The organism is Candidatus Nitrosopumilus sp. bin_7KS, assembly GCF_054095835.1.
In genome coordinates this window covers 111,129-127,221 of record NZ_JBSWSO010000006.1, presented here as the reverse complement: position 1 = coordinate 127,221, position 16,093 = coordinate 111,129, and the positions used below count along the sequence as shown (strand labels likewise).

Below are 16,093 nucleotides of genomic sequence, written 5' to 3'. Positions count from 1 at the left end.
TCACTTATTTTTCCTGAACCCTAAAGATGTTGCTACTTCTCTGAAGCATCGTCTACATAACATTAAATCATATTTTTGAATGACTGCTGTATAATCCCCACATCTTTTACACCATCTGGAACCTCTTCCAAAGTCGTGTTTTTTTCTTCCTGTTGCTTCGTATGATCTATCTTTTGCCATTATGTTATAGTCACTCCAAATTCTTTTTCTAGATAATCTTTTGCTTCTTGACTTTTGATAACATGAGTTTTTCCAACTCTAGCTTTGTGTTTACTTCGAGTTCTAATTCCATATCCTGGTCTAGTTAATGTAATTGAAATTCCTAATCCTAAAATTCCAACTTGTGGGTCATATTTTACTTCTGGAATATCTATGTGCTCGTTAATTCCAAATGAAAAGTTTCCAAAATTGTCAAATGATTTACCGTTTATTGCGTTACCTTTGGCTTCAAGTAGTCTTTTCAATAATGCAACTGCATCCTCTCCACGAATTGTAACTGCAACTCCTATTGGTTCGCCTTTTCTTACTCCCCAATCTCTGTATGCTGCTTTTGCATTACGTGTTGATGGTTTTTTTCCAGAAATTTGCTCTAGTGCAACTTGTGCTGTGGTAATCACATCTCCTGATTTACCTAAACCCATGTTTAGAACAATTTTCTCTAAAGAGATTTTTCTCATTGGGGATTCTGTTACTTGAGACATAAGATCACTTTAATTGAATTATTGGCTCCTGTTTTCCAATTGGCATAATGATGTCTGCAGGAATTTCGATTTTCCTTTCTCCTAATGTGAGTATGACTCTTTTAGGAAGAATGAATGTTCCTTCTTCAATTGATTCAATTTTACCAATTTGTCCTGCGTTGTTTCCTCTTGTAACCAGTCCTTGAATCCCTGTTTCTAATTTAATTACTTCAAGAATTTTTTGTTCTGGCACTTGAATTAAACATGAATCGCCAACATTTACTTTGATATCTGAAATAATTGAACGTCCGTCATGGAATCCAATTTGCAATTTTCCTTTGTTGAGTGTAGTTTTAGTGGTAACTCTAACAAGTTTTTTAGATTTTTCTGATTCGTTAATTTTAATTGGTTTTAGTAATTTGTCTTCAGTTGGAACTAGACGATAAATATCTGATACATCTGCTAGCTCTACAACATCCATTAATCCTATTGAATGGTGAAGTGATTTTCTAACAACTCCATCAATTTTTACTCTTCCAGAATAAATTGATGCTTTTGCTTCTCTTAGACTGGTAACGATACTTAGCATGTCTCTGAGAAATACTGCTGTAGGAACTGAGAAACTTTTTTTGTGTGAACCTGGTTTTACAGTAATTACAAATCGTTTTGCTTTTCTGGTAATTCCCCAGAATTGTGGGGCCATTTGTCGTTTGAGTTTCTTACTGCCTGCTATGCTTACCATTAATTATCATCTTCCTCTTTTTTGGCCTTTTCTGCTACTTTTGTTTCTTTAGGGGCAACTTTTACAGGCTCTGTTTTTGTTTCAGTAGATACTTTTTCTGTTTTTGGTTGTTTTCTAGGATCTTTCCCTTCAAGTTTTGCAATTCTCCATTTGTCTACTGTGTTTAGTGAAGTAACTACAAGATTAGATGTGTGAATGTAAACGTCAAATTTTTCTCCTTTGGTTTTTTCTTTCTTTACTCCTTCAATTGCAACACTGCTTTTCTGTGTAGATATTTTAGCTATTTTACCATCAACTCCTTTGAATTCCCCTCTTACAATTGTGACGCTGTCTCCTTCTACTACTCTTACACTTCTTTTAGCATATTTTTTATGAAGATCTTTTGAAAGTGCACTTCCGAGTTGTTTACTTTTAGTTTTGTATGTTGCCTGGTAAATCATCTGATTGCGCATTTTAGTTGGCTTCATTTTATTAAACCACCATTGATGCCAAGTTAGCTACTCTTGGCCATTTTTCTGTAGCTTCTGCTGCAACTGGTCCTTTGATGTCTGTTCCTTTAGTTTCTCCTTCTGGAGTAATTAGCACTGCTGCATTATCTTCAAAACAAACTCTTACACCATTTAATCTTCTAACTGCATATTTTTGTCTAATAATTACTGCGCCATACACTTGCTTTCTCAACTCTGCAGGACCTTTCTTAACTACAACGTTACAAAAGTCACCGACAGATGCTGATGCAAGTCTGGATGATCTTGTTTTATGTCTTGGAACATTGATTACTTCTAAAATTTTAGCACCAGAGTTATCTGCACATACAATATTTGCACCGACAGGAATTACTTTGGTAACATATGGTCTGAATTCTTCTACTCCTTTACCTGCTTGCTTTGCCATTATGCCTTAACCTCCACAACAACATATGATACTGATTTTGAGATTGGTCTGCATTCTGCAGTTAAGACATGATCTCCTGCTTCAACATCTATGCAGCCTGGTACGTGTGCATGAATTGTACTTGTACCTCTTGCATATCTCTTAAATTTACTAAAGTAAATTGGTGCATCTTTTTGTAATGTGATGGTCTGTCTTGCTTTTGCTCCTGTCACTTTACCATCAAAGAGTTTCCCTCTGATTGATAATCTGCCATGGAATGGACAATGCCTGTCTTCGCATTCTCTGGTTGGCTCTTTAACTTTTAATCCTATATTTTGAGTCATGCTCTTCCTCCAATTCTATCAAATGGTCTTTTTACAATTTTTGTACCTTCAACTACTACATCCTTTCCTTGAATGGAGAATTTCCAACTGTTGGTTGATTTTGCAATGGATTTTGAACCATTTTCTGTGTTTATTGTAAACATTGATTTTGTTTCATTGATAATTCTTCCATTTAATCCTACTACTTGTGGGTTGGTTGATTGGATGATCTCTGTGTCTAATCCTATGAATTCATGTGATGTTATGTTGTCTGCAGTAATCAATTCTTTTTCCTCATCTCAGTTAATCTTGTAAGCATTCTTGCAATGTCGTGTCTTAATGGTTTTAGTTTTCCACTCTCTTTTCTCAATGTTCCTTTAGAACCGTCAATTCTAAGTTTGGCAAGCTCACTGCGTGTTTCTTGAATTTTACCTTTAAGATCTTTTTCGTTTAATTGATTAATTGTCTTCATACTGAGTCTGGTCATTTCAATTTGGTCTCCTCTTCTTCTAGTGTTTCAAGTGTTTCCATGTTCTTTGCTTCAAGTGCAATTCTTTCTGATTCTGATTTCGCATTATCTTTTTTGCCTTGTGCTTTGATAACTTCTATTTTGGCACCTTCAACTTCAATTTCTTCAATTCTTATTTTCTCTGCTTTTGCTTTCATAGATTTTTCAGTTCTCATTTCAAATTCTGGAATGAGTTTTTCTTTTTTAGCAATTCTAATTCTAACTCCGATTAATCCCATTGCTGTTTTTACGTGTGCAATGTCTTCATCTACTATAATCTCTGCATGATGTCCTGCTCTTGGTAAAATTCCTTGGGTGTGTTTCTCAAATGCTGAACGGTCACCTCTAAGTTTTCCTGAAATTGTAATTTGAACGCCCATTGCACCGCCTTCCATTATTTGTTTAAGTGTCCACATGGTTGCTCTTCTAAATGCTGTTCCTCTTTCCAAATGTGATGCCATTCTATTGCACATTACACTTGGTGCTAATTCTGGTTTTTCAATTTCAACTACTGAAATTTGTGGGTTTTTTAATCCAAAGTCTGTTGCAAGTTTTTCTGTTAGTGCTCTAATTCCTGAACCTTTTCTTCCAATTACGATACCTGGTCTTGTTACATGTAATGCAACTCTGGTACCGACTGGTGTTTTTGAAATCTCTGCATGTGAGAAACCTGCATCTTTGATTGCCTCTCTCAGATAATCTTTGAGTAACATCATGTTGTAGTTATCTTTAATTACATTCTTTACTGCTGACATTTCTAAATCTCCTTTGCCACCAATTCTACGTGAGTTAATACATTGTTCTTTGGAGTTGCTCTTCCCATTGCTCTTGGGATGAATCTTTTTACAACAACTCCTTTGTGAACAGTTGCGTTTACAATTCTTAATCTATCTAAATCCATTCCTTTGTATTCTGCATTTGATTCTAAATTGTCTAAAACTTTGATGAATTCTTTTGCAGTTTTTTGTGGATAACGTCCAGACATTACTCCTGGGTCTGGTCTGTGTGCAACTTGATTTTTGTATCTTCCAAATGGAACTGCTCTTTTTTTGTTAATTACTGCAATAAGATAGTCTCTTGCTTTTTCAATTGATAATCCTTTGATTGAGACTGCAACTTCACGTGCATGTTTATGAGAAATATCTTTTTCACGTAGTGATGAACGTACGTGTCTAGTTGGGTCATAATTTTGGAAAGCGTAATTGAATCTACCCATAACAATCACTTTAATGGCACGTAAAGGCTGGATCTTGATGCACCAACACCTGGGGCACCATGTGAAACCTTCTTGTTCGTTATTACATATTCTCCCAAATAATGTCCAATCATTTCAGTTGTTATTGCAACTGGTTGGAATTCTTTTCCGGAGAATGTGTTTACTGTAATACCTACCATGTATGGTAGAACAATCAAATCTCTTACATGAGTTTTGATAGGATTTTTTAATTTACCTGCTTTTGCAGCTTTAATTTCTTCAATCAATTTTCTTTTTCCATCTGTGATTCCTCTGGTAAGTGATCGTCTTTGTCTGGAATTAAATAACAAGAATAATTTTTCTAGTGATAGACTATCTAGTTCCTCTTTTGGAATGCCTCTGTATAAAAATTCTTTAACCATCTCTATTCTCCTCTGTTAGTATTCTTCGAGTTCTATGGTCCATATTAGAGCATTCCTATCTTTGTTGCCAAATCTCTGGCTTTTTCGGTATTTTCAAACTGAACATAAGCTTTTTTGCCGTAAATTGTTCTTGCAGTGTTTACTTTTTTGACATTTTGATTATAGAGTGTCTTTACTGCTTCTGAAATTTCTGATTTATTTGCGGATATCTCTACTATGAAACAAATTTTACTTTCATTCTCTACCATTGCAAAGGTTTTTTCCGTAATGTACGGCTTTATGATGATTTTCATTGCTTGATCTACATTCATTGTGATTTCACCATTACTTCGAGATGTGTTGATTTTATTTTTCCAATCTCCTCTATTGCAGATTTGGAATATACTGTTAATCTAATTGGATCAGAACCTGGGGCTAAATCTAATACACTCAAGTCTTTGACATTTCTTACTTCTACGCCTGGCAATGCACCTGTTGCTTGTGAAAGATTTGTTGAATTTGCAGTTACAAACAAAACACTTTTGCCTATTTTCTTGGTTCTGCCTCTAAGTCTTGATTGTCCAGAACGTGGTTTTCTTGCGTTTAATCTTTTGACATCTTGTGTTAATTTCAATGCGTCTAAGACTTTGGTAATTTCACTTGTTTTAGCAATAGTCTCAATATCATCTGATACTATAATTGGGAATGATTCTATTCCTTCTACTTTGTGACCTCTAAGTTCAACAAGGTCTTTTGATGCTGTTGCTGCAATAGCAGAACATAATGCAAGTTTATTCTCTTTTTTGTTTAATTTCTTAAAAATCACTTTTTCTACAATTGGTGGATGTGCTTGTCTTCCCCCTCTGGTTGATGCAACTTCTGCACCTTGTCCTTGTCTTCCACCGCCTCCACCTTGCATTCTTGCAACACGAGATACACCTTGACCTGTTGGAGGATCGTTTGAATCTGCAACTACATCCATACCTGCCATTGGTTTTCTTCCCTGTCTTTGGAATTTATGAGATGTTAAATTGGTGACAGCTTTGTGAATTAGATCTCTTCTAAATGGAGTTGAAAATATTATTGGTAATTCAATTTCTGTATCTTTAGTTCCAGTTGTTGTGTATGTTGTTGTCTTCATTATACTACAACCTCCAAGATGTTTGGTTTATTGACTTTAACTGGTGCATTTCTGATTTGACTTCTAAGTTTAATTAATCTCTTGTAAGTTCCAGGGACTGAACCTTTTAGAATTATAAAATCACCTTTAACTAATCCAAAGTGTTTGTATCCTCCATCTGGATTGATTTTAATTTCATCTGATTCAGTATTACCCATAATCATAATTCGTTTATCGTATTCTATTCTTTGATGGAATCCTGTCTGTCCTGATCTTGGAACTGTGTACATGACACTTTGTGGTGAAATAGGACCTAATGAACCAACTTCTCTAACTGTTTTTCTTGATTTATGTTGTTTCTTTTTTACTCCCCATCTTCTCATTGTACCTTGCCATCCATGACCTTTAGTAATTGCTGCAACATCTACAGTTGAACCTGTTTCAAAGATTTGATCAATTTTAATTTCTTTACCTAGATGTTCTTTGACATGTGCAAATTGTTTTACAATGTCGCCTCCACTTACCATTGCTTCAAAAATATATGGTTTTTTCATTTCTAATCCTGCTGCTCTTGGAGAAACTGCAACAATTGCATAAATTTCTTTAATTCTTTTTAATCTTGTCTCTGCATTCTCAATTGATCCTGCAATATTTTTAATTGTAATTTCTTTAGCAATATTTTTTGGAATGTCTTCTGCATACACATCAAACTCTGCATGTTTGCCATCATGATCTTTTGAATATCCTCTGATTCCTAAAATTAACACTGGTGGTGTTACTAGTACTGTTCCTAAACTTACCAATTGTTTTCCTGCGTTTGGAACTTTATCACGGTCATCGATGCTGACAATTTGAACACAACCTGCTTTGAAACCACAATGTGCTAAAATTTTTGGTTCTTCAGAAGATGATCTTGATGGCCAAGCCCTAATTCTTGCCTCCATTGACTTTGCACGTACTCTACGTGAATATGCTAGACTTCCTCTACGTGGTTGGTGTCTTTTTCGAGCTCCCATGACTAAATCGCATCATCGATTTCCCTCTATTAAACCATGTGAGATATCGTTAACCATTAAAAAAAATCAGGTTAACCAACTATGCCTAATTTGTTATGGTGCGATTAATTCTGAGACCGTGTTCCAAATTGTATATCCTCCAATAATGATCCCTATTACTCCTAAACCAATTGCAAGTAACAAAAAATTTTTTCTTTCAGGCATTTTTGATTAATTATTGGCGTTAAGTATTGGCGTTAAGTATTGCCAATGTTCCTAACAGTGCTTCTTCTAGACGTACAGTTTCAGTTGCTTGGTTTGGGAAAAAGTTAATTGATTTTGCATTTTGAACTTTATTCATCCTTCCTCCAATTATCTCATGAACTCCTTTCTCAGGTGATCCAAATACAACTAGAGTATGTTCATCTGATTTTGTATATTTTGATAACTGTTCATTGGATACTGGTTTTCCTTTTCTTGATGTTATGATGATGTTTCCTTTCCATTCTGATAGTATGGAAAACAAATTTGCTCTCTCTTTTACTGAATATCCCCAATACTCTGGAACTTCACTTTTATCAATATCTTTGATTGAAAGTTTAGGATAGCCTTCTTTGAATTTAATTGTCACTCTTTTTCCATTTGTAGTGTTGTTACCATAATATCGAATCAATTGGTTAATTCCAACGTCTACATATTTTTCTCCCTTTGAACTTACTACAATACCTTCTCTAATGTCTCCGGCTTTAATTTTTTTAGAATTCACTGGTGTATTGTGACTTGGAATTTTTAATGGGTGTAAAACTCCTGCAAATTTTAAATCATTCATCTTTGGAAATAATCTTCTTCTCAAAAATTGTGGTGTTTCTAAATATCTTAAAATCATCACCATTAATCCTGGGTCTGTTTTTTTGTTTCCTTCTTGATAGATGTAGATTGTATCAATTTTAAAAATTGCACAAGCTCTTGCTAGCACAGAAATTTTTCTAGTTTTATCAATTTTAAGGGATTCATCTGATAATGCAGACTCGGGAATTGCAACAGATAATTTCAATGTAATTTAATCTCTCAGGCCCTTAAAATAATTATTTTTGCTCGTGTGGGTACTTTGTTTTAGCTTCAGTTGCATATTTTGTAATTTGTTCATCTGATACTAATTCATACAACCCTGTTTCTTTTTTGATATGTGCCATTCTGATATGGCTTGTTCCTTCTTTATCTTCACTTGAAAGATAAATTCCTGCAGAAGCTAATACTGCAGCATCATCAAGTGAAAGATCTGCTTTGTATGTTTTCTCTAAAAAGTCAGTTACTTGATCAGAACCAGATCCAATTGCTATTGCATCATATGAGATGTATGTTCCACTAGGGTCTGTTAGATACAATTGTGGTGTGTTGTTTACAACTCCGCCTAGAATTAATGCAACACCATATGGTCTTACACCTGCATATTGAGTATATTGTTGACATTGATCAGCTAAATGTTTAGCAATTGTTTCAACTTCAACTGGTTCATCATAAATCATCTTGTTACTTTGTGAAAAGAATCGTGCATTGTCTACTTGACTTCTAGCATCTGGGATATATCCTGCTGCTGCAACTCCTACATGATCATCAATTTGGAAAATCTTTTGAGCAGTTTCTGAAATTTGTAGTTTTCTTGGTTTTTCTTCCACTGCAATAATAATACCGTCTTTACATTTTACACCGACAGCAATTGTTCCTCTTCTTACAGTTTCAATAGCATATTCCACTTGGTATAATCTACCGTCTGGTGAGAATACTGTAATTGCTCTATCGTAACCTTGTTGTGCAGGAAGCATTTGATTGCAATGCTTTGATTATACAATTTAAACCATGCCCACAATTGAGAGTAAATGCTACATTGATCGGAGCCTGATTTCTTTTGATTTGTACTAATCAAACTTTAATTTGAAACTGAATTTATGAGTGACATATGAAATTTGAAATAGAATTTTCAGGTCATGAAAATATTCGTTCAAATCATCAAAAAACTATTGAAATTACAAAAGAATCCCATTTGACTCCTAGCGGCGATTGTATTATCGGTGTAAATGCAAAATCTGGTTGTGCCGATTTACCTAATGAATTGAAAACTAAACTAAAAAACCCTGATTCTAAAGTAACTTTTTCAATTAAAGTTGGAGATGAATATTTTGTAATTGAGGGTAAAGGTCATCCTGAACTTATTTTATCTCATAATGACGACATTGTCATTAGAAAAAGTGATTTTATCTGTCCCCGTACACTTGCAATAAATTGTGACAAGGCATCTGATTTAGTACCTCGTAGTATGGTTACACGATTACAAGATCCAAAAACTGTTGGTATCCTTACAATCACAGTTGAATGACACTGTCACAATTTTATAGATGGGTCCATGATTATTGCTATGGGTCTTAAAACAAAAATTTTCCTTTTAATTCCATTAGCAACCTTTGCTGCAATAATTATTGGATTTGGAATGTATAATACACTCTGCAAAAATTCAAACATTCCACTTGATTGCTAAAATAATTTGTTAGACTTTATTTCCATTCTTCGATTTTTTAATTATAAAAAAACTAATTATTACTACTAAACCAAATCCTGCAAATGCATAAATTTGGCTTACATACCCTCTAGTTTCACTAACGTCTGTTGGTCTTGGTTCATTCATCATGTTGTCTTTTGATGGTGATGTATGATCTATTGGAACTATTCTGAGAATTTTATCGTCATTAATTTTTGGTGATCCTCTGCCATCTTGGTTACTGGTTAGAATGTACAAAAATCCATCAGGGCCTGTTTGTACATCTCTTAATCTTCCAAATTCATCTTGAAATAATTTTTCATGTGATGTGACTGAATTGTTTTGTAAATTAAATTCAATCATGTGAAGATGATTGCCGCGTAATGTTGCAACAAAATATTTTCCTGTCCATTGTGGTATTTTATCTCCTTGATAAAATTCTGAACCTGAAGGTGCCCATGTATCTTCTCCTGAATGTAAAATGGGATTTTGCATATTTTCTTTTTCTTCATCTCCAATGATGTGTGGCCAACCATAATTTGCACCTGCAATAATTTGATTAATTTCATCATGAGCAATACCTCTCCAACCTGATGGCCCGTGCTCAGTTGCAAATAGATTCCCTGACTTATCCCAATCTATTCCTTGAGGATTTCTATGTCCAAAGGAATACACTGGAGAATTCTCCCATGGGTTATCATCTGGAATAGTGCCATCTGAATTAATTCTTAGAATTTTCCCTCCTAATGAATTCAAATCTTGTGATAAATTAGGTTGTCCTGCTTCACCTGTTGTGATGTAGAGTTTTCCATCGGGACCAAATTGAATTCTTCCTCCATCATGAAAAGGACCTCCTGGAATTTTATCTAGTAATATTTTATCTAGTAATATTTTATCTTCTACTAAAATTCCATCTGATAATTGATAACGTACAAGTTTGTTTGATGTGGATAATAATTCATTGTAGGTATAATACAAATAAATGAAATTATTTTCAGAATATTTTGGATCAACTGCAATCCCCAGCATTCCTCCTTCGACACCTCCAACACCTAGTGATAGAAGAGGTTCGTCAAACAAAATTCCATGTTGGATGATTCTTAGATTGCCATTTCTTTCAGTAAATAGGATGGTTTCATCAGGTAACCAGTCTATGCTCCATGGAATTGTTAGATTATCTGCCACAATCTCTACTTTTACTCCTATTTCTGGATACTCTTGTGCAAACGAAACTGGAATTAATGATAAAAATACTAAACTCCAGACTAATTCTTTCATATTTTATTGGTTGTAATTTTACATTAAATGTTTGTTACATCAACATTATCAAAAATGATCATGTTTTGTTAATTCTCCTTTAGCAAGTTTCTCTTAAAGCATGATGCAACTTTGATCTTTATGGTAAAACCAGTTATTGAATTACCCATTTCTAAGATTCCTACTGATGCTGAATTAAAGAAATTAAAAGAATATTTCAAAGATATGCCTGTAAAGGAAATTCTTTCTGGATTGAAATTTGCAAAAAATAGATGGTCTGCCAAAGATGCTGGTACTCTTAAAGTGGGGAGAAAAAGTATCATTCAGAAAGAAGTTCACTCAGTTACCACTGAACAGGCTCAGTGGAGATTAAAAAATTGGAAGATGATGATTGCTAATTATCGTAGACGTGGGTATAGCTATCCTACTATTTCTAGAATTAAGAAAATTTTAATTCAAAAAAGTAAAAAGAAATCTAAATGATTGGGTTAATTTCTTAATTCTATTTTTTTGATAATCATCTAATCAATAAACTGCAATGAATTGTAGATGTTTAGATGAAGATATCTGTTTTTTTCTCAACAATTTGCTGTTTGAGTGAATCTGGTATGTCTGGAATTGTAGACTTTGTTTGTCCTGCAATTACACTGTGTGCTTCCTCTAGAATAGCTAATGTGTCTGCATTTGTATCTGGTACCATACTCATACTGTCTCCAATACCTACTGATGAACCAGACATCACATCACCTAGTATTTGTGACAAATCTTGCATTGATGCATTAGCTTCTGGCATAATTCCATTAAGTGATGGACTTAGACCTTTGATTATTGCCATGCATGGGCTGAGTGTTACTACTACATCTCCTAATTCTGAAACTGTATCTAATCTAAGTTTGACTTGTTCCATGGATAACTTTGCTCCTCCAACCATGTTCTTCATTTTTCTAACCTGAGTTAATTCTCCAGCATATGCCTGAGCATATGCAGGTTTGTTGTTTCTTTGTGCATTTACTATTTTTTCAAAGATCTTATCATGTTTTATCTGTAATTTTTCATTTATTCCTTCTAATTTTGAAATCTGGAATTGTAATTTTTTTTGTGCAAAATCAATCTTGTTTTTTAATGGCTCATCTGGTTTTACTTTTCCCATAACTCTTTGAGAAATACTTTCTCCTTCTGTTTTATTCCAAGAGTTACTAATCATACTTTTATCCAAATTATGGTTGTTTTTTTTCTTTTAAACAGAGTTGTCACTGCATGTGGTGTCACTGGAGTTACACTTGTTAGAGGTACACTATCCAAAGGTGAATGCAAACACTTGGAATCCACTCCCTTGGATTTCTATCTCCAATAGATGAGAGGCACTATCTGTACTGCTGATTATATTGTACAATTTTGCTTCTGATGTGACTAATTCATTTCCTGATGTAATATCTGATCCTGCATAATCTTCAGGAAGTGGATTTCCATCAAGAAATATCTTCAACATTGCATTATTTTCAGTAACAATGTTTACTTCTTTTGCATTGTATTGTAGTTTAATGATACCTGTATCTGACACAAGTTGCATGTTTTCCTTATTATTTTCCCATTTGCCTATTGGGTAGAAATTATGTAAATTAATTTTATCTGGTTCTGAATATGTTACTATTTTTCCAGGTTGGAAACCTTCATCACTTCCTAATTGATTTCTATTTTGTGCAAAATAGTGTCCAAAATATAATTCTGGTGTTCTAAATAATGAATGTTGAAATTCTTCGATATCTACTAATGATGTTGTAGTTGATGTTTGAACTCCTAATGATGCATTTCGCTCTTCTAATAATTTCTGAATAACTTTTTCAGTTTCTTGATAGCTTCCTTCTCCAATATGATCATATCTGATGTATCCTTCATGATCAGCAATGTATTTTCTTGGCCAATATCTATTTTCAAAAGCTTTCCAAGTTTCCATATCATTATCTAATACAACAGGATATTCTATTCCATATTTGTCAATAGCAATTTGAACATTTTTGGGATCTTTTTCAAATTCAAATTCTGGTGAATGAACTCCGATAATTAATAATCCTTGATCAGAATATTTGTCATCCCATGCAGTGATGTATGGTAGTGTTCTGATACAATTAATACAACTATAAGTCCAAATGTCATACAGAACAACCTTTCCCTCTATCGTTTTAGATAATTCTTCTGGTGTAGTGTTAAGATAATTAGCAATCCCTGCTAATTTTGGGGCTTTTTTAAATCCCGACTTGTCAATTTCTGAAAATGAATTCATGTCTGTGAATGTAGTGGATGATTGTACATCTTGATCTAATGATGAAAAAATTACTCCTACGACGCCTAATCCTGCAGATATGATAATTCCAAATATTATGCCTGTTTTTATTTCTGAATTCATTAAATCACCCTAGGAGTACCAACTCGTTAAGAAGAGGAAAGTTTGCAATGTATGCGAGTTGATTTGTAAATACCAAAATCCCTAAAATTATAATGAAAGCACCTAAAATAACATTATAGTATTTTAGATGTTTTGACATTGAACGAATTATTTTTGTGGCTCTAGAAAAAAAGATTCCCATTAAAATAAATGGAATTCCCAATCCTAATGAATATGCCAACAATAAACTAAATGAAATTGATGGTGTGGTGGCAGCTAAAGTAAGGATTGTGCCAAGTATTGGTCCTACACATGGTGTCCATCCAGCGGCAAATGCTAAACCAAACACAAATGACATTGGATAACTTGATTTTGAATTTTTAGGAAAAAATTTCTTTTCTACATTTAATGCACGAATTTTTGTAGACAATAACAAAAATATTCCAAATGAAACAATGATGATTCCTCCTACCATGTTCAGACTTTCTGTAAAATCACTTGCTGCACTAGAAAGAACACTATTGATTAAAACTCCTAGTATGGAAAATACTACTGAAAAACCTAATACAAAAAATACTGTATTTAGAATAATATTTGCTCTATTGATTGAGAGAACAGTTCCGCTTTTGGAACCTAATTCAGTTACAGTTGTACCTGAGATATATGCTAGAAATGCTGGGATCATGGGTAAAATACAAGGTGCAACAAATGAACCCAAACCGGCAAGTACCGCTACAAGAATAGTTGGGTCTGCCATGTTCTAAATTTACAATTTTTACTTTAAAGCCTTCTTCCAATTCTTTACCCTATCTTTTACTATCCCTTTTTATCTGGGATGTGGATAATTTTGATATGAATAAGCGATTTATCATTGTCGGAGTGGTTTTAGGAATTATAGTTGCACTTGCAGTAATTATTGGCTCACCTGCAATTGGTGGCTTTGACGCAATGCGCTAATCATAAAATTTTTTGTAAGCTTTTTCAAAAATCCCTAATGACTTATCGATTTCAGTGTCTGATAACCACGCAGTAACTGAAATTCTCAGTCTTGCTTGGTTCTTTGGAACGGTTGGGTATCTGATTGGTTGTGCAAATATGCCGTTATCAAACAAAAATTTTCCAAATTGCATTGCCTTTTTTTCATCCCCTACAATTATTGGGATGATTTGACTATCTGAATTTATTTTAAAACCTAATTGTTTGAGTCCTTTTGTGAGTTGTTTTGTATTTTTTGTTAGTTTTATTTTTTGTTTTTCTCTATTTGATTGAAATCGTTTGAATGAATACTCTACCAGAAAAGATGGCAAAGCGGAAGTGTAGATAAAAGATTTTGATTTATTGACACATAAATCAATTACATTGTTATGTGATGAAACATATCCTCCAAATGATCCTAACCCTTTACTTAAACTACTGATGTACAAATCAATTTTCTTTGCAACTTTAAAATGATCTGGGGTTCCTTTTCCATCTTTACCTATTACAAAATCTCCGTGTGCATCATCTACTACTGTAATAGCATTTGATTTATTTGAAATTTCAGTAATTTGTTTTAGTGATGATAGATCACCATCCATGCTAAAAATTCCTTCAGTTATGACAAATTTGTTTTTTCCTTTTTGTTTTATTTTTTTATTTAAATCCTCCATGTCATTATGTTTGTAAATTGAAACTTTGGCATTTGTTAGCTTGCATGATTCAATTATACTTGCATGGTTTAATTCATCGCTAAGAATCAAATCTCCTTTTTTTGCAATTGCTGAAATTGCACCTAAATTTGCCATATATCCTGTGGGGTAGATTAGACAATTTTGATGTGATTTGTGTTTTGCTAGTGCTTCTTCTAATTTTTTATATGACTCATCATTTCCTGAGACTAGTCTAGAGCTTGATTGTAATTGTTTGATTTGGATTTTTGTAGTTGGAATTCCTAAATAGTCATTTGAACATAAGTTGAGAAGTTTTTTGTTATTGATAGTTATTTTGGAACCTTTGGCTATTCCATATCTCATTTTACGATAAAGATTTTTTTGTTTCAGATTTTCTAATTCTGAATCTACAAAATTCAGTTTATGCTTTAAGGCCAATTTTTTCAATCATTTTACGGTCTTTTTTAGCCTCATTTCCACCCATGGTGAGGTATCCTGCGGTGATTATTCCATTTGCTCCACTTTGAAGCAATTCTTCTCCGGAATCATCAAGATTTGTTTCACGTCCACCTGATATTTTGATAACTGATTCAGGTAATAGGAATCTGATCACAGAAAACATTCTGACAATTTCAGAATTTGGTAAATCTGCTTGTAATTCCAATGGTGTTCCTGGAACTGGAACTAGAATGTTGATTGTTACTTCTTCTGGATAAAGTCTAGCTAACTCTAAAGATAACTCTAATCTTTGCTCTCGTGTTTCTCCTAATCCTATAATTCCCCCCGTGCACAATTCTAGTCCAGCTTCTCTTGCAATGCCTAGTGTTTTTAATCTGTCTTCATACGTGTGAGTTGTACATATTTCTGAGAATTTTGATTTTGCAGTTTCTAGATTATGATTGTATCTTTTTACTTTGAGTTCTTTTAGTTTTTTTGCTTGTTCAGGTGTAAGGAAACCCAAACTACATTCAACACTAATTCCTACTTTATCGTTAATTTCTGTAATGATTTTGCATACTTTTTGAAAGTCTGTGGATGATGGTTCTCTCCATGCTGCAACAAGACAATATGACTCTGCTCCTTCTTCCTTTGCTTTTTTTGCCTTACTTACCACTTCTTCTGGTGTTGGTAATTGGTATGATTCTATTCCTGTATCAAAGAATGCTGATTGTCCACAAAATGTACAGTCTTCACTACATGCATTTTTTTTAATATTGTTTAATTGTTCAACATCCACTTTATCTCCATTAAAATCTCGAGTAATCTCATTTGCACATCTTGCTAAATCTTTGAGATTTTCTTCAGGAACATCTAGTAGTTTCTTTGCATCATCTACTGTTATGTGATTTCCAGAAAATACTTTTTCTTGACACTTTTTGATAAATTCCAGAGTACTCATATTTTTATTAAAATAATTCTATTTTATAACATTAC

At 33.6% G+C, this 16,093-nt stretch carries 24 protein-coding genes; 2 read left to right on the top strand and 22 right to left on the bottom strand.

What is annotated here, in order from left to right; all coding sequences use genetic code 11:
• The 16 genes from ACW9W4_RS06960 to ACW9W4_RS06885 all read right to left on the bottom strand — a co-directional run bounded on the left by ACW9W4_RS06960 (nt 1) and on the right by ACW9W4_RS06885 (nt 8,660).
• Nucleotides 1–180 (bottom strand): 30S ribosomal protein S14, encoded by a 180-nt coding sequence (locus tag ACW9W4_RS06960; RefSeq protein WP_008300270.1) that lies wholly within the window; start codon nt 178–180, stop codon nt 1–3.
• Nucleotides 180–701 (bottom strand): 50S ribosomal protein L5, encoded by a 522-nt coding sequence (locus ACW9W4_RS06955; protein ID WP_457761746.1) that lies wholly within the window; start codon nt 699–701, stop codon nt 180–182. The genes ACW9W4_RS06960 and ACW9W4_RS06955 overlap by 1 nt, the downstream gene beginning before the upstream one ends.
• A gap of 4 nt (nt 702–705) precedes the next feature.
• Nucleotides 706–1,422: a 30S ribosomal protein S4e gene (locus ACW9W4_RS06950; RefSeq protein ID WP_457761745.1), complete on the bottom strand. Its 717-nt coding sequence runs from the start codon at nt 1,420–1,422 to the stop codon at nt 706–708.
• Nucleotides 1,422–1,889: a 50S ribosomal protein L24 gene (gene rplX, locus ACW9W4_RS06945; protein WP_457761744.1), complete on the bottom strand. Its 468-nt coding sequence runs from the start codon at nt 1,887–1,889 to the stop codon at nt 1,422–1,424. Before rplX ends, ACW9W4_RS06950 begins: the two co-directional genes overlap by 1 nt.
• A 4-nt stretch (nt 1,890–1,893) precedes the next feature.
• Nucleotides 1,894–2,316, bottom strand: a complete 423-nt coding sequence (locus ACW9W4_RS06940; RefSeq protein ID WP_457761743.1) for a 50S ribosomal protein L14 — start codon at nt 2,314–2,316, stop codon at nt 1,894–1,896.
• On the bottom strand, nt 2,316–2,639 hold the full coding sequence (locus ACW9W4_RS06935; RefSeq protein WP_457761742.1) for a 30S ribosomal protein S17: 324 nt from the start codon (nt 2,637–2,639) through the stop codon (nt 2,316–2,318). Before ACW9W4_RS06935 ends, ACW9W4_RS06940 begins: the two co-directional genes overlap by 1 nt.
• Nucleotides 2,636–2,902, bottom strand: a complete 267-nt coding sequence (locus tag ACW9W4_RS06930) for a ribonuclease P protein component 1 (RefSeq protein ID WP_457761741.1) — start codon at nt 2,900–2,902, stop codon at nt 2,636–2,638. The genes ACW9W4_RS06935 and ACW9W4_RS06930 overlap by 4 nt, the downstream gene beginning before the upstream one ends.
• On the bottom strand, nt 2,899–3,105 hold the full coding sequence (gene rpmC, locus ACW9W4_RS06925; RefSeq protein WP_457761740.1) for a 50S ribosomal protein L29: 207 nt from the start codon (nt 3,103–3,105) through the stop codon (nt 2,899–2,901). Before rpmC ends, ACW9W4_RS06930 begins: the two co-directional genes overlap by 4 nt.
• A complete protein-coding gene (locus tag ACW9W4_RS06920; protein ID WP_457761739.1) occupies nt 3,102–3,881 on the bottom strand; it encodes a 30S ribosomal protein S3 in 780 nt (259 codons plus the stop codon). The genes rpmC and ACW9W4_RS06920 overlap by 4 nt, the downstream gene beginning before the upstream one ends.
• A gap of 2 nt (nt 3,882–3,883) precedes the next feature.
• The gene (locus ACW9W4_RS06915; protein ID WP_179361910.1) at nt 3,884–4,342 is read right to left on the bottom strand and encodes a 50S ribosomal protein L22; all 459 of its coding nucleotides are present in this window, start codon (nt 4,340–4,342) and stop codon (nt 3,884–3,886) included.
• Nucleotides 4,343–4,347: 5 nt separating this feature from the next.
• On the bottom strand, nt 4,348–4,743 hold the full coding sequence (locus ACW9W4_RS06910) for a 30S ribosomal protein S19 (protein WP_457761738.1): 396 nt from the start codon (nt 4,741–4,743) through the stop codon (nt 4,348–4,350).
• A gap of 44 nt (nt 4,744–4,787) precedes the next feature.
• A complete protein-coding gene (locus ACW9W4_RS06905; RefSeq protein WP_179361908.1) occupies nt 4,788–5,054 on the bottom strand; it encodes a 50S ribosomal protein L23 in 267 nt (88 codons plus the stop codon).
• Nucleotides 5,051–5,863: a 50S ribosomal protein L4 gene (rplD, locus tag ACW9W4_RS06900; RefSeq protein ID WP_457761737.1), complete on the bottom strand. Its 813-nt coding sequence runs from the start codon at nt 5,861–5,863 to the stop codon at nt 5,051–5,053. Before rplD ends, ACW9W4_RS06905 begins: the two co-directional genes overlap by 4 nt.
• Complete coding sequence (locus ACW9W4_RS06895) at nt 5,863–6,858, bottom strand: 50S ribosomal protein L3 (protein WP_457761736.1); 996 nt, start codon at nt 6,856–6,858, stop codon at nt 5,863–5,865. The genes rplD and ACW9W4_RS06895 overlap by 1 nt, the downstream gene beginning before the upstream one ends.
• 223 nt (nt 6,859–7,081) lie before the next feature.
• Complete coding sequence (locus tag ACW9W4_RS06890) at nt 7,082–7,891, bottom strand: putative RNA uridine N3 methyltransferase (protein WP_457761735.1); 810 nt, start codon at nt 7,889–7,891, stop codon at nt 7,082–7,084.
• Between the two features lie 31 nt (nt 7,892–7,922).
• Entirely contained in the window at nt 7,923–8,660 is a 738-nt protein-coding gene (locus tag ACW9W4_RS06885; RefSeq protein WP_457761734.1) for an archaeal proteasome endopeptidase complex subunit alpha, read from the bottom strand.
• Nucleotides 8,661–8,794: 134 nt separating this feature from the next.
• Here ACW9W4_RS06885 and ACW9W4_RS06880 point away from each other — a divergent pair, with 134 nt between their 5' ends.
• On the top strand, nt 8,795–9,211 hold the full coding sequence (locus ACW9W4_RS06880; protein ID WP_457761733.1) for a DUF371 domain-containing protein: 417 nt from the start codon (nt 8,795–8,797) through the stop codon (nt 9,209–9,211).
• A gap of 168 nt (nt 9,212–9,379) precedes the next feature.
• Here the strand turns inward: ACW9W4_RS06880 and ACW9W4_RS06875 are convergent, their stop codons facing one another.
• Nucleotides 9,380–10,648, bottom strand: coding sequence for a PQQ-dependent sugar dehydrogenase (locus tag ACW9W4_RS06875; protein ID WP_457761732.1), 1,269 nt, complete (start codon nt 10,646–10,648; stop codon nt 9,380–9,382).
• A 120-nt stretch (nt 10,649–10,768) separates the two neighbouring features.
• Between ACW9W4_RS06875 and ACW9W4_RS06870 the strand changes: the two genes are divergently transcribed.
• Nucleotides 10,769–11,110, top strand: coding sequence for a hypothetical protein (locus ACW9W4_RS06870; RefSeq protein ID WP_457761731.1), 342 nt, complete (start codon nt 10,769–10,771; stop codon nt 11,108–11,110).
• A gap of 70 nt (nt 11,111–11,180) precedes the next feature.
• Here ACW9W4_RS06870 and ACW9W4_RS06865 read toward each other — a convergent pair whose 3' ends face one another.
• The 5 genes from ACW9W4_RS06865 to bioB all read right to left on the bottom strand — a co-directional run bounded on the left by ACW9W4_RS06865 (nt 11,181) and on the right by bioB (nt 16,058).
• Nucleotides 11,181–11,831: a Snf7 family protein gene (locus ACW9W4_RS06865; RefSeq protein WP_457761730.1), complete on the bottom strand. Its 651-nt coding sequence runs from the start codon at nt 11,829–11,831 to the stop codon at nt 11,181–11,183.
• 90 nt (nt 11,832–11,921) lie between these two features.
• Complete coding sequence (locus ACW9W4_RS06860; protein WP_457761729.1) at nt 11,922–13,031, bottom strand: redoxin family protein; 1,110 nt, start codon at nt 13,029–13,031, stop codon at nt 11,922–11,924.
• A 4-nt stretch (nt 13,032–13,035) separates the two neighbouring features.
• The gene (locus tag ACW9W4_RS06855) at nt 13,036–13,767 is read right to left on the bottom strand and encodes a cytochrome c biogenesis CcdA family protein (RefSeq protein WP_457761728.1); all 732 of its coding nucleotides are present in this window, start codon (nt 13,765–13,767) and stop codon (nt 13,036–13,038) included.
• 196 nt (nt 13,768–13,963) lie between these two features.
• The gene (locus tag ACW9W4_RS06850; protein ID WP_457761727.1) at nt 13,964–15,106 is read right to left on the bottom strand and encodes an aminotransferase class I/II-fold pyridoxal phosphate-dependent enzyme; all 1,143 of its coding nucleotides are present in this window, start codon (nt 15,104–15,106) and stop codon (nt 13,964–13,966) included.
• On the bottom strand, nt 15,081–16,058 hold the full coding sequence (gene bioB, locus ACW9W4_RS06845) for a biotin synthase BioB (protein WP_457761726.1): 978 nt from the start codon (nt 16,056–16,058) through the stop codon (nt 15,081–15,083). The genes ACW9W4_RS06850 and bioB overlap by 26 nt, the downstream gene beginning before the upstream one ends.
• Nucleotides 16,059–16,093: the final 35 nt, after the last annotated feature.